Raw genomic sequence first — 12,902 nt, forward strand, 5'->3', positions numbered from 1 at the left:
TGAGACTTTTCTGTTTAACGAAAACTCCAAAGTACCCCAATGATAACAAAAATAGCTACGCTGCTTACACTGGTATTACTCGTCGTCATTAATTTTAGCATTTGGAGCTATATTAATTACCCGCTGCAATTTCAGCCCTGGACTAAGACCACGATGGGGGTGACTTTTGACCCCATGCGTAAAGATGATACCCAAAAAACCAAAATCTTTCACGACCCGGTTGAAATTGAGGCTGATTTAGCGCTACTCGCCAATAAAGTACATGCAGTGCGTACTTACAGCGTGCTAAAAGGCTTGGATAAAGTACCAGAACTGGCTGCTAAACATGGACTGAACATAACCGTTGGTGCGTGGATTGGTGGCGATTTAGAAAAAAATCGTCAAGAAATCGAGACACTTATTAAGATCAGCCGTGAAGACAATCCTAAAATTGTCCGCGTTATGGTGGGTAACGAAGTCTTGTTACGCAACGAAATCACCGAAGATTTGCTGATAGACTATATCCGTGAAGTTAAAAAACGCACCTGGCGGCCTGTAAGCACATCAGAAACCTGGGACAAATGGCTAATCCACCCAGAATTGGTGAAAGAAGTTGACTTTATTGGTGTACATATCCTGCCCTACTGGGAAGGCATTGCTGCTAATGAAGCGGTCGATTATGTATTTGATCGCTATAACACCTTAAAACAGGCTTACCCCAACAAACCTATTATTATCACCGAAGTGGGCTGGCCTTCCGACGGCCAACCGTTTAAACACGCGACTGCTTCCAGAGCCAATCAAGCGCGTTTTTTGCGTGAGTTTTTAAATCGCGCCGCCAAAGAACAGATTGCTTATTACGTTATTGAGGCCTTCGATCAACCGTGGAAAATGTCAGATGAAGGTTCAGCTGGTGCCTACTGGGGGATTTTTGATGCCGAACGCAAAGCCAAATATTCAATGGATGGCGTGGTATTCTCCTTGCCTGCCTGGGAACATTGGGCGGTAGGCGCTGCGCTGTTCAGTGTTGTGTTAATGGGCTTGTTTTTATTTACGCGCACTAATTTAAAATTACCCGGTCTGCTGTTTTTTGGCCTGATTGCTAACCTCGCCGCGTCAGTTATTTTTTGGACGCTATCCATAGGCGCTCAGCAATACCAAACGCCTGTCACTATTGTGTTCTGGGTATTGCTGGTATTAATGCAAATGTTGGCAGCGGTCATTCTTTTAATTGAAAGCTTGGAAATTGCCGAGGTCGTTTGGCATAGAAAAACCGCACGCACGTTTACGCCATTAGAACCGACATCTGAATTTAAATACCCCAAGGTATCCCTGCATTTGCCCATTCATAATGAACCACCCATGATGGTGCGTAAAACACTGGAAGCGCTAGATCGAGTGGATTATCCGAATCTTGAAGTGTTGGTGATGGATAACAATACCAAAGATCCAGCGATTTGGGAGCCGGTACGTGAAGATTGTCAGCGCTTGGGGGCTAAATTTCGGTTTTTCCATTTGGAAAACTGGCCAGGCTTCAAAGCGGGCGCTATCAACCATGCGCTAGAGCAAACCGCCAGCGATGCCGAAATTATTGCCGTTATCGACAGTGATTATATGTTGTCCCCCGATTGGCTTAAATGTATGGTGCCCTATTTCGATAATGACAACGTCGGCTTTGTGCAATCGCCGCAAGATTACCGTGACCGCCACCTAAATACCTTTAAATCTTTTTGTTATTGGGAATACGCCGGATTTTTTAATATCGGTATGGTGCAGCGCAACGAATATAACGCCATTATTCAACACGGCACCATGACTATGATTCGAAAATCTGCCCTGCAAGAAGTGGGCAAATGGGCGGAATGGTGTATTTGTGAAGACAGCGAATTAGGTCTGAGATTATACGAAGCCGGTTACGATTCGGTGTATTGTAAAGAGTCGTTTGGCCAAGGTGTTATGCCCGATACTATGTCCGGCTATATGACGCAACGCTTCCGCTGGGTATATGGCGCAATGCAGATTATTAAAGGCCATTGGCGAAGCTTCTTGCCTACTAAAAAATCACCGTTAACATCGGCGCAGCGCTATTACTTTGTTGCCGGTTGGTTGCCTTGGTTTTCGGATGCGCTGGCATTGCTGTTTACCACGACGAGTTTAATTTTAACCGCCGTGTTACTTTACGATCCATTACACAGCGAATTGCCAGTTAATGCCTTTTTATTACCAACGATTGGTTTGTTCAGCTTTAAAATCATCCGCAGTTTATGGCTTTATCAAGCACGCGTGCCCTGCTCTATCTGGCAATCACTGGGCGCATCGTTATCGGGGTTATCGTTAACGCACACAGTGGCCAGAGGGACTATTCAAGGTTTGTTTACCAACGGTAAACCGTTTATGCGCACGCCTAAATTTGAAAAACAAGGCGCACTGGTCGCAGGTTTATTAACCATACGCCAAGAGCTGCTATTGTTGACATTGCTGGGTACGGCGATTTGGTTTATGTACCACTTGGAGCATTTTGATAACTTGAGTGGTCGGTTGTGGATAGCGGTATTATCGGTGCAATCTGTACCGTATTTGGCGGCGTTAATCACCTTGCTGGTGAGTATTGCGCCAGCTTATGGGCTGGGTGGAAAAGCGCTCGCAGAAGAAGATGATGTGTAAATTACGCACTGTTACGATGAGACAAGTGGCAATATTATTGCTGTAACTTGGGGTTACTAACGTTACCCGGCTACCAACTTAAAACGGGACAAAATGTAGGTTGGGTTGAACGCTTTTCTCAACCCAACATTCCCAAGGCCTTGTAAAATGTTGGGTTGCCAAACAGCAGGCAGCCCAACCTACTTGAATGTTATTGTTTTTTTGTCCGACGTTAAGTTGGTAGCCCGTTACCCCAAGCTACTGATGATAGATTAAACTCGCTGTATTACCAAGCAAACACTATTTCTGCGCGGTAAAAATACAATAGGCCGTCAAGTTTTTAGTAAATAAATAATGCTGGGCAACACCGACTAAATAATTAGCCGTTTGGCCTTTGGTGCGCAATCTTAACCATTCGCCTAGTTTTTGCAAAGGCCGCAAACGTTTGGCAACATTACGCATATAATCAATGGAATCCATTGTTTGCGGTGTTAGATCACGCAGGGCTACACTGTGAAATCCTTGCTGTTCCAACATGCCACCAAACTCATCACGCAGACATAAATTAGGCACGGCCCAACCGTTTAAACAGATCATGATTTCTCGCCATTCTTCATCATTAAATTCACGGCGGGTAAAAAAGCCATCACACACCACCACGCGACCGCCTTTGCGTAACACACGCATGGCTTCTTTTAAAAAATCGCTTTTATTTAATGCGTAGCAAGAGCTTTCTAATGCCCAAACCACATCAAAGGATTCATCTTCAAAGGGCATTTGGCAAAAGTCAGCAACTTCAAAATCAACTAATTCACCCACACCTTGCCGTGTTGCGTGTTGCGCACCGTAAATAGCTTGCTGGCCACTGACCGTCATCCCCGTGGCGCGATTGCCGTAATTTTTTGCCATCCAAATACTGCTACCACCGACACCACACCCTGCGTCTAATACACGATCACCGGGCTTAATACCGGCAGCATCGTACAGTATCTGGTTTTTATTTAATAAGGCTTGGTGATGCTGATACGGTGTGGTTTTATCCCAATAGCCATAGTGGTACGCCAGGTTATCCCGATTGCACCAAGTGAGCAGATAATCCCAATAACATTCGTCATAATATTCGGCGGTTTCTTTACGTAATGCCTTGCCGGATAGATCGGCATCGACAGATAACTCTCGATTGTCTTGATTGGATATCAGGGTGTGCATGAGTTGAAATAAGCCCTTTGTGCTGTCTAGGAGGCTGGGCATTATATCAGCCAAACAACATGGGAGGGCTATTTTTGCGCAACATTGGCGGGCGATAAAAGTGCGAGACGTGAAATTATCAGGTTTTTTTCAATTCAACATCAGCCAAAAATTTTAAATGTTGAATTGCCAAGCAGCAGACTGCACAAGCTAATTGAATATTATCATTTTTGTCCTGTTAAACGGGTGGCCGAAAAATCGAAACAGCATTGAGTGTATTATAGATATGGCTAACAATGCGGAACATTGATAAAATTACCGCTCGTTATCACGCGATCTTCTGCCATCCACAGTCAAAACAATCGGCTACCCGTTTACAGCGTTTTCACAATTCAATAGTTACAGCGTAACCGTTCGCACTGAGCTTGTCGAAGTGTGCCGTTCATGCTTCGACAAGCTCAGCACGAACGGTGGCTGTAACTGTCCTAAGTTGAAAACACTGTAAGCTGGAACACATTTTATAGGTTGGGGTGAGGTAACGAACTCCAACGATACGGCGCATTATGTGTTGGGATTTCTAGCGTCACCCCAACCTAGACCAGTAGCATTACATTTTGTCCCCTTATTAAATGGGTAGCCGAACAATCTCTTTAAAATGCAGAGCCTATAAGCGCATTTAATTCACCGTTTTACACACCCAGCACTATCACTCATTTACCGATTTAAAGGCTACCTATGTCCTTCCACAGAACACTGTTTTATTGTGGCACAGCTGTATTTTTTTATTTGTCCGCTATGCCTGCCTTTGCTCAACAAACCACACGCGCTAACCTATCATCGGGGCAAAGACAAGCAAATGATCAATCGGTGGATGCCCCCAGTATCAGTGCCGATGGCCGTTATGTAGCCTTTACTTCGCTGGCATCTAACTTAGTGGCGGCCGACACCAATAATGCGCATGATATTTTTATTTCCGATCTTCTGACCCATAAAACCACGCGGATTAGCCTGGATGCGAACGGTGTGCAGGGTAATAAATCGAGCTGGTTACCGCGTATCAGTGCCGATGGTCGCTATGTTAGCTTTTCTTCTGAAGCGTCTAATTTGGTAGCCAATGATACCAATGACGTTATTGATGTTTTTGTTTATGATCGCTCAACTAAAAAAACCATCCGCGCCAGCGTATCATCCGATAACAAACAGGGTAATGATAACAGTGGCTGGAACAGTGCGGCTATGAGTGCCGATGGCCGTTATGTAGCATTTGATTCCGATGCCACTAATTTGGTTGCAGGCGACACCAACCAAGCCAGTGACATTTTTGTTTATGATCAATCCACCCAACAAACCACCCGCGCCAGTGTGGCATCCAACGCTATGCAAGGCAATAATAACAGTGGCTGGAATAGCCCCAGTATGAGTGCGGATGGCCACTTTGTGGTGTTTGACTCCGAAGCCTCAAATCTGGTAGCAAACGATACCAATGATAACGTGGATGTGTTTGTTTATGATACTTGGACCAAGCAAACCAGCCGCGTTAGCTTAGCCAGCAATGACACACAAGGTAATGCGTGGAGTTGGCAACCCAGTGTTAATGCCGATGGCCGTTATGTCACATTTGAATCATCAGCATCTAATCTGGTATCGGGTGATAGCAATGAAAACAGTGATGTTTTTATGTATGATCGATTGAATAAAAAAACCACGCGCATTAGTTATTTGCCAACGGGTGTGCAAGGTAATGACGAGAGTTTTGATAGCAGTGTGAGCGCCGATGGTCTTTATGTGGCATTTCGATCGTATGCCAGTAACCTTGGTGCTGGCGATAATAATGACAGTGCGGATATTTTTATTAATGACCTGGTTAAAAAACAAGTAACGCGGGTCAGCGTTGCTTCGAATGGCGAACAGGGTAATGATGGCAGTTGGCGACCTTTTGTCAGTGCCACAGGGCGGCATGTGGCATTTTTATCAGATGCAACCAATTTGGTCGCAGGCGATTCTAATTATTTAACAGATGTTTTTGTTGCTGATCGTTTGCTCAATACTGCACAGACTAGCGATGTAAAAATAGCTGTTAAAAAGAAACCACTCACGCTAAAAAACAATAGCACCGGCATTTACAGTTACACGATTACCAGCACAGGCTCAAATGTTGCTGATGTGAGCTTATTGCATATTACATCTGGGTCTGGGCGTGTTATTAGCATTAAACCCAGCCAAGGGACATGTACACGCTATAGCTCAGAAATTTTATGCCATCTTGGCACGCTGGCCACAGGTAAAAGCATAACTGCCGATGTGGTGATGAAAGCAAGCAATAGCCCTGTTATCCAGCAAATCACCGTCACTGCCACCCCGCTAGATAACAGTCCACTTAACAATACTGTTTTGTTATCAACCCCTGTACAGCCGTAGCTTTCATTGAAGAAAGCGGCTAAAAATATAACAAACGGGCAACACGCTTAAAGCACACTAAAAGCCATTGTTAAGACCCACGATCTACCAGCTTGCGCCTTCTCCAGCGGGAGAGGCTTGAGACGAGTTCAGATATAAATGCGCTTTACATTTTATGATCACTCATAATCCGGTCGAGTGGGCTACTGACACCCTTCCCGCCTTTGTTGAGGACGTGGGTGTAGATCATTGTGGTGGAAACGTCGGAATGTCCCAATAATTCCTGTACGGTACGAATATCGTAACCACTTTCCAGCAAATGGGTAGCAAAGGAATGTCGAAACGTGTGTGGTGTAGCGGGTTTAGTCAGATTGGCATCGCGTACGGCTTGTTTAACTGCCCGCTGTATGGCTTGTTCTTGTACATGATGGCGACGTTGTATTTGGGTGCGTGGATCAGTTGAAATTTTGCCTGCAGGAAAAATATACTGCCACATCCAGTCTTTGGCGGCGTTTGGATATTTACGTTCTAAGGCATACGGCATGTACACTGCGCCAAACCCCTGTGTCAAATCGTTTTCATGTAATCGCCGCACTGCTACAAGATGAGTTTGTAACGCTGTTGCTAAAGAAACAGGCAGCATGGTGACGCGATCTTTAAAGCCCTTGCCATCGCGGATTAGAATCTCATGACGTTTAAAGTCGACATCTTGTATGCGTAAGCGCAAACACTCCATAATGCGCATCCCCGTTCCATACAGTAAGCTTGCCACCAGCCAATGCGTTCCGGTTAGTCGCGACAAAATCGCCTGGATTTCATCACGGTTTAATACGACGGGCAAGCGCCTGGGTGTTTTGGCATGTTCAACATTATCCAGCCAGGGCAATTGCAGCTCTAATACTTCTTTATAGAGAAATAATATCGCGCATTTGGCCTGATTTTGGGTAGAAGCAGACACCTTTCCCTTAACGGCTAGATGTGTTAAAAATTGTTCTACTTCTGCTGCCCCCATGTCACGCGGGTGCTTTTTACCAAAATGCAGAATGAAGCGTTTAATCCAGTCCGTATATGCTTGTTCAGTACGAATGCTGTAATGCTTAAGACGAATTTTTCCTCTGACTTGATCGAGTAGTTTTGGCGCTTGTGCAGGTATATTTTCTGAAGGGTATTGCATTTAATTTAGGATATGCTAAATTCTTTTACATCAATGAAATTAAAACTATTTTAACTTTTTAAAATTATTTAGACAACTTAATGACGTAATGTTTTGCGTCAATTAGGATGTCTAGTATTAGTTAGGCTATGAATGTTACGATGGAGACAGTATGTGAAAAAGATAGATGAACTATTTATTGAGCAAGAGAAGGCTTCAAAATTGATGATAGTAGCATCCTCATTATTATGGGTTGGGGTGCTTGTTTTATATCGCCTTTCGGTGGATGATTTTAAGTTAGATGCAGCATTAAAAAATACTATTGCGGATGTTAAATTTTTTAGTCTAACTGCATTTACAATAGTCACAAATATTTTTGCTGCAATAATATTCACTTACTTTTATAAAGCTAAAGAGTCTAACAGGCTAAAAACATTAAATGAAATATCAAACCCTAGTTTCATGCTAGAAGTTCTTAAAGATATTGCTCATTATAAGGGAGTATACTGTGCAGACCATGATGTACAAGTTAAGTTAAGAAGATTTCCAGCTACAAACGACATTTTAATGTGTGATTTAACATATAAATATAAAAAGTCTCATATTAAGAAAGATGTAAAATTTACTATTTATAGAATAACACAAAGCACTAATAAGCGCAGTTTACCATTAATAGCTGACGAATGCTTAAATAATGAATTTGTTTGGTATAACGACGAAACAGACTTTAGTTACGCGGTTAATTCCGGAGACTATACGATTGGTAATCTACTTATCGAAGGGATGATTCACGATTTGAACCGTGAAGAAAAAAATAATGGTGAAATAATTATATTTACATGCAGCTTAGATAAAGAAATTGAGTCAATGGCAATGATTACTTACAAAGTAACCATTCCTGTCGAAAAAGAAAGCGTGATAACAATTACAGCTGAGTTTCCATCTAATAAGGGAGGAATTACCTTTGATTACTCTGATCTATCACCTGAAATAACAGTTTCGGCATTTACAAGAACAGGTATAAAATCTAATCCCGTTGATTTAAGCTCAGATGGTGGTGTTAAAAAATTTGAGCATAATGGGTGGCTTCTTCCAAAAGATGGATATGTATTTGCATGGTGGAATGTACCCTAACTCGTGATAATTGTGGAAAAGCTATTTATTCAGCACTACTTTCTTTTTTCTTTATTCAAGAAAGGAATGAGAATATACGTACTCTTAACGACATCATACGCAACTTAAAAAAAGATGGGCTAAGTTTCTCAATGTATATTCCGTGGTTTTTCTTCATAAACCCATTCTGGTATACATACCATAAAAATTTAATAGCTAAAAAAAATATTGAACCATTAAAAAAACAAAAAAACGGGGTAATGCTGCACTATGTTACTTGTAACCAGTTGTATGGCATACAAGACTCTTGGTGTCATTTTGTTTGCGAAATATATGATTCAGGAAAAAGAATAAATTTTATTGATCCATATAAAAAGCATATTGTTATTGACTACCCTAAACATAAAACAACGAAGATAGATTTTGAATCGTTCTTATCTTCTAATCATATTATGCTTTACATTTATAGATGACCATATGAAAATTGCCTATTTTGGTTACGACTTCTTTTGGAAATGCTTAGAGTATCTGTTAAACAATGATAATGAAATCATTAAGGTTTTTACATACAAAACGGATAATACTTATAACTTTAATTATAAAATAACTGACTTATTATCAAATAAGTCCATTCCTGTTCAATTCGGCAAGGCAACAGAAAACGATATACAAAAACTTGTCGATTCAGGTTGTGAACTCATAGTATCAGCGGCCTACCCTTATAAAATTCCTATCATAAATGATCTTAAAGGAATAAATATTCACCCTACCTTACTTCCGCAAGGAAGGGGACCTTGGCCGCTTCCGTACATTATACTAAATAAACTAGTAGAAAGTGGGGTAACTATCCATAAACTAAACGAAAAATTTGATTCAGGGGATATTTTGATTCAGGGTTCGTACCCAGTTTCAGAAAAAGATAATTTAGAATCCATATCATGCAAAAGCCAAATAGTCGCAATTGACATACTTCAGCGACTTATGTTTGATTTTGACAAGTATTGGATAAACTCGAAGCCACAAGGTGAAGGAAGTTATTGGGCGTTTCCCAGTGATGATAAACAAACCATAAAATGGAATGATAGTGTTGATAATATAGATAGGATTGCTCGTGCTTTCGGTAAGTTAGAATCAACAGCAAATTTTGCTGAAAAAATCTGGGTCATTAGAGATTTGAGTGTTTGGAAACAAAATCACAATTACGAAATAGGCAGTGTTGTTCACGAAACAAATAAAGAGGTGGTTGTAGCAGCATCAGATGGGCTTGTCTGTCTAAGGTTTTTTTCTGAATATTTGGTTTAACGTAGCTTTTGAGGAATATGGATAAATATTATGCTTAAAGTAATAAAGGTGTTAATTTCTTATTTTGTCTTGATACTTGATATGGGCGGAGGCGGTCAGCCAAAAAAGTTTAAAGGTATACCGAGCAAAAATAAAAAACTTTAACCTGATAGATATTTCCCTAATTTTACAAATCTCATGGTTAATGTATGTGTTTTCGTTATGCACTGAATAGCTTCCTATGTTTGGTGGCCTAACATTACGCTCAAGCGGGACGCGCCTTTTCGTGGCGGTTTTGAAGGTTTGTTATTTTTTTGGCTTCAGTGGCTTCGCCAATCTTCCGTGACAGGCGCGCCCCTTAGCTTTACGTTAGGCATTTTTAGGAAACCATATGGACATCAATAGACTAGCTCCTGCTATCGCGACGCATGAACTTCTCATCAAAGCGCCAGCGCAAAAAATTTGGAGTCTTGTCGCAGAAATTGACCACTGGCCTAAGTGGAATCCAGCAATAAAAAGCGCAAAGCTAAATGGTTCTTTTGATATTGGAACAACCTTCAACTGGAAGAGTGGCGGAATAACCATCGTTTCTACGCTTCAGGAAATTCAGACGATGACGAAACTTGTATGGACGGGCAATGCAATCGGAACCCGTGCAATTCATGTCTGGAGCTTCCAGTCTACATCAGATGGCGTGTTAGTTCGCACGTCAGAATCATTTGAGGGGTGGCTTGTAAAACTCATGCGTAAATCAATGCAGAGAACCCTCGACGAATCATTAGTAGCTTGGCTTAATCAACTTAAATGTAAGGCAGAAGCCGGGTAGTTGTTTGGCGACCCAACGTCCATTCGGCCTAACATTACGCTCAAGTGGGACGCGCCTTTTCGTGGCGGTTTTGAAGGTTTGTTGTTTTTCCGGCTCCGGTGGCTTCGCCAGTCTTCCGTGAAAGGCGCGCCCCTTAGCTTTACGTTAGGCAGCACGAAGACCACTTTCCGCCGAGAGGAGATCACATGGACGAAACATCGAACTCCAACGACCGCGCGCAGTTTCTGTACGAGGAAGGAATGCGATACAACTGGCGCGGGCCTGATTCCGGAGCAAACGCTGCCGTAGCCAGAGCTTCATTCGAGCAAGCCACCAGACTTCGTCATCCAAGGGCTATGCGAGAACTCGCTGAAATGATGTTTGTTGGTTCTGGCGGTGCTAAAGAGCAGGAACGCGCACTTCAATTGAAGTTTCATGCCGCTAGGCTCGGCGAGATCGAAGCGCTTGAAGAACTCTCGGCGCTGCTGGGTAGCTACGCTGAAGAACAGGTCAAACCATCCGAACGAAACCGGGCCGAGCTTGCAGCCAAGAAGGCAGAGCAGGCAGGCGAGTTGCTGCACTATCTCGGTTCCTATATCGCTGGGCTAGCGCCCCTGTCTCACCTGAGTGTTGGTCAAGCATGAGCGCAGGCATCCAAAAATCAGTCCGTCGCAGAAGCGTGCGGCCTAACCCTTCCATCGAGAGGGACGTCCAAGAGCTATCGCTCTTGGCCGCCCCTCATGTCAAACGTTAGGCGGCAGAAAATGCGAAACGCACAGCCCTCGGCCAGCAGCGCTTTAAGGTGTCACCGCATTCGCGCCTGGTCAGCACCGAAGCAACTGGAGCAGTTCAGTCAGGAGGTTGGGCCGTCGCTTGCACTCAAGGGTCGGTCTAGAGGTTCGCGCGAGGCTACTTCGGCTTTTCGGTTACGCGCCGTCTTCTGTGTTTCGCCACCAAGCGTTTGCTTCTCAGCACGCACTTTTCTTCGTCCCCTGTGCTCACTCGGTGCGCCGGGCACTCTGCGCAAGTCTCGCGCGCTTGTCGGCTCGCAGCCCGATAAGCCTTCGGTCAAGCCCCCGCGTGTCCTCTACAGTGCGCTCAGGCTTCTGGCAGCAAGCTTCCGTGCTTGTCAGCCGCCTAACCCTTCCATCGAGAGGGACGTCCAAGGGCTAGCGCCCTTGGCCGCCCCTCATGTCAAACGTTATGCCTTGTAACTGGTATATGTTGCTTCGTGTAACCTAAGAAGTTACAATTTGAAGCATGATTAAAAGCTTCAATCACAAAGGCCTGGAAAAATTCTTTACCACTAGCACTCAAAGTGGAATCCAACCTATTCATGCCAAGCGGTTACGTTTAATTTTGGCATTGTTGAACGATGCTCATCAGTTGAGTGATTTAGATGCTCCAGCTCTACGCTTACATCAATTGAAAGGTGATCTTGAAGGTTTTTGGTCTGTTACAGTTCAAGCGAATTGGCGGGTTGTTTTTCGCTTTGAGGATGGCAACGCCTACGTTGTCGATTATCTGGACTACCACTAATGAGTCGTGTTTATGCGAATGTATGATCCCCCACATCCTGGCGAAATGCTTTATGAACTCTGGTTGCAACCATTAGGATTGACTATTACCCAAGCAGCCCAACAATTGAATGTCACCCGAAAAACTGTTTCTTCTATAGTTAATGGTAAAACGGGTGTCAGTCCTGAAATGGCAGTTCGATTGGAATTGGCGTTTGGGAAAAGTGCCGAATCATGGCTTTCTGCTCAATCGGCTTATGATTTGTGGCAATTGGAAGCTAAGCGCGAAACTTTGGGTGTTCATCGCGTGGCTGCTTAGCTGTTGTGGCACAGGGGCTTTTTAGTTCTGTGTTGGTTTAGCAGCATAACGGGGCGCTCAACCAGACTGGCCTTGATACCCCAGTTTTATTTACAGCTCTCTGGCCAGCCGGTTAGCTTACGTTATACCTTTGTTCCCGTTTGGGGCGTTTTTCTTGTTATCGGTACAGTCTTTTGGTGGGCTTCTTTTCGTAAAGTGGTTGGCCGCCGTGGGAAAATTATCTTCCCTGCCCGTTTGGCACGTTCAGGTTTGGCCGAAACATCGGCGGTGCTACACAGTAGGAGTGTGTTTACACCTTGTGCGGCAATGGTAACTTGCAGTTACTTATATAGTGCGTGGGCCGCACAAGGTGTAAGCCGCGAGTCCTTGGTTTATTGGCTTTCGTGGTTTCGGTTGGCATTTTTGTCCGGTGGTTGTTTGGCCTTTGTGCATATGTTTGGCCTTATAATCGGGTAGCCAGGGGCATCTAACCCCCAGCCCCCACACCACCCACCATGCGGGTCCGCA

The 12,902-nt window shown here is 43.7% G+C and carries 11 protein-coding genes; 8 read left to right on the forward strand and 3 right to left on the reverse strand.

Annotation, left to right across the window (positions count from 1 at the left end; genetic code table 11):
* Window positions 1-39: 39 nt before the first annotated feature.
* Entirely contained in the window at window positions 40-2,643 is a 2,604-nt protein-coding gene (locus tag CRENPOLYSF2_RS06825) for a glycosyltransferase (RefSeq protein WP_087143202.1), read from the forward strand.
* Window positions 2,644-2,922: 279 nt separating this feature from the next.
* On the opposite strand, the gene CRENPOLYSF2_RS06830 is transcribed toward CRENPOLYSF2_RS06825, so the two are convergent.
* Window positions 2,923-3,873: a class I SAM-dependent methyltransferase gene (locus CRENPOLYSF2_RS06830; protein ID WP_245807931.1), complete on the reverse strand. Its 951-nt coding sequence runs from the start codon at window positions 3,871-3,873 to the stop codon at window positions 2,923-2,925.
* 672 nt (window positions 3,874-4,545) lie between these two features.
* Between CRENPOLYSF2_RS06830 and CRENPOLYSF2_RS06835 the strand changes: the two genes are divergently transcribed.
* A complete protein-coding gene (locus CRENPOLYSF2_RS06835; protein ID WP_087143204.1) occupies window positions 4,546-6,228 on the forward strand; it encodes a TolB family protein in 1,683 nt (560 codons plus the stop codon).
* A 145-nt stretch (window positions 6,229-6,373) separates the two neighbouring features.
* Here CRENPOLYSF2_RS06835 and CRENPOLYSF2_RS06840 read toward each other — a convergent pair whose 3' ends face one another.
* Complete coding sequence (locus CRENPOLYSF2_RS06840; RefSeq protein ID WP_087143205.1) at window positions 6,374-7,381, reverse strand: integron integrase; 1,008 nt, start codon at window positions 7,379-7,381, stop codon at window positions 6,374-6,376.
* Window positions 7,382-7,534: 153 nt separating this feature from the next.
* On the opposite strand from CRENPOLYSF2_RS06840, the gene CRENPOLYSF2_RS06845 reads away from it, so the two are divergent.
* The 6 genes from CRENPOLYSF2_RS06845 (at window position 7,535) to CRENPOLYSF2_RS06875 (ending at window position 12,395) form a co-directional block, all read left to right on the forward strand.
* Window positions 7,535-8,494, forward strand: a complete 960-nt coding sequence (locus CRENPOLYSF2_RS06845; RefSeq protein ID WP_140396820.1) for a hypothetical protein — start codon at window positions 7,535-7,537, stop codon at window positions 8,492-8,494.
* 456 nt (window positions 8,495-8,950) lie between these two features.
* The gene (locus CRENPOLYSF2_RS06855; RefSeq protein WP_087143208.1) at window positions 8,951-9,775 is read left to right on the forward strand and encodes a methionyl-tRNA formyltransferase; all 825 of its coding nucleotides are present in this window, start codon (window positions 8,951-8,953) and stop codon (window positions 9,773-9,775) included.
* Between the two features lie 370 nt (window positions 9,776-10,145).
* Window positions 10,146-10,580, forward strand: a complete 435-nt coding sequence (locus CRENPOLYSF2_RS06860) for an SRPBCC family protein (RefSeq protein WP_087143209.1) — start codon at window positions 10,146-10,148, stop codon at window positions 10,578-10,580.
* A gap of 185 nt (window positions 10,581-10,765) precedes the next feature.
* The gene (locus CRENPOLYSF2_RS06865) at window positions 10,766-11,203 is read left to right on the forward strand and encodes a hypothetical protein (protein WP_087143210.1); all 438 of its coding nucleotides are present in this window, start codon (window positions 10,766-10,768) and stop codon (window positions 11,201-11,203) included.
* 616 nt (window positions 11,204-11,819) lie between these two features.
* Window positions 11,820-12,098 carry a type II toxin-antitoxin system RelE/ParE family toxin gene (locus tag CRENPOLYSF2_RS06870; protein WP_087143211.1) on the forward strand — a complete coding sequence of 93 codons (279 nt, stop codon included), beginning with the start codon at window positions 11,820-11,822 and terminating at the stop codon, window positions 12,096-12,098.
* A gap of 12 nt (window positions 12,099-12,110) precedes the next feature.
* Window positions 12,111-12,395, forward strand: a complete 285-nt coding sequence (locus CRENPOLYSF2_RS06875; RefSeq protein ID WP_087143212.1) for a HigA family addiction module antitoxin — start codon at window positions 12,111-12,113, stop codon at window positions 12,393-12,395.
* 324 nt (window positions 12,396-12,719) lie between these two features.
* On the opposite strand, the gene CRENPOLYSF2_RS19020 is transcribed toward CRENPOLYSF2_RS06875, so the two are convergent.
* Window positions 12,720-12,902 (reverse strand): hypothetical protein (locus tag CRENPOLYSF2_RS19020; RefSeq protein WP_217884080.1); only part of this gene is annotated, 183 nt, incomplete at its 5' end.

Source organism: Crenothrix polyspora (assembly GCF_900163755.1).
Lineage (GTDB): Bacteria > Pseudomonadota > Gammaproteobacteria > Methylococcales > Methylomonadaceae > Crenothrix > Crenothrix polyspora.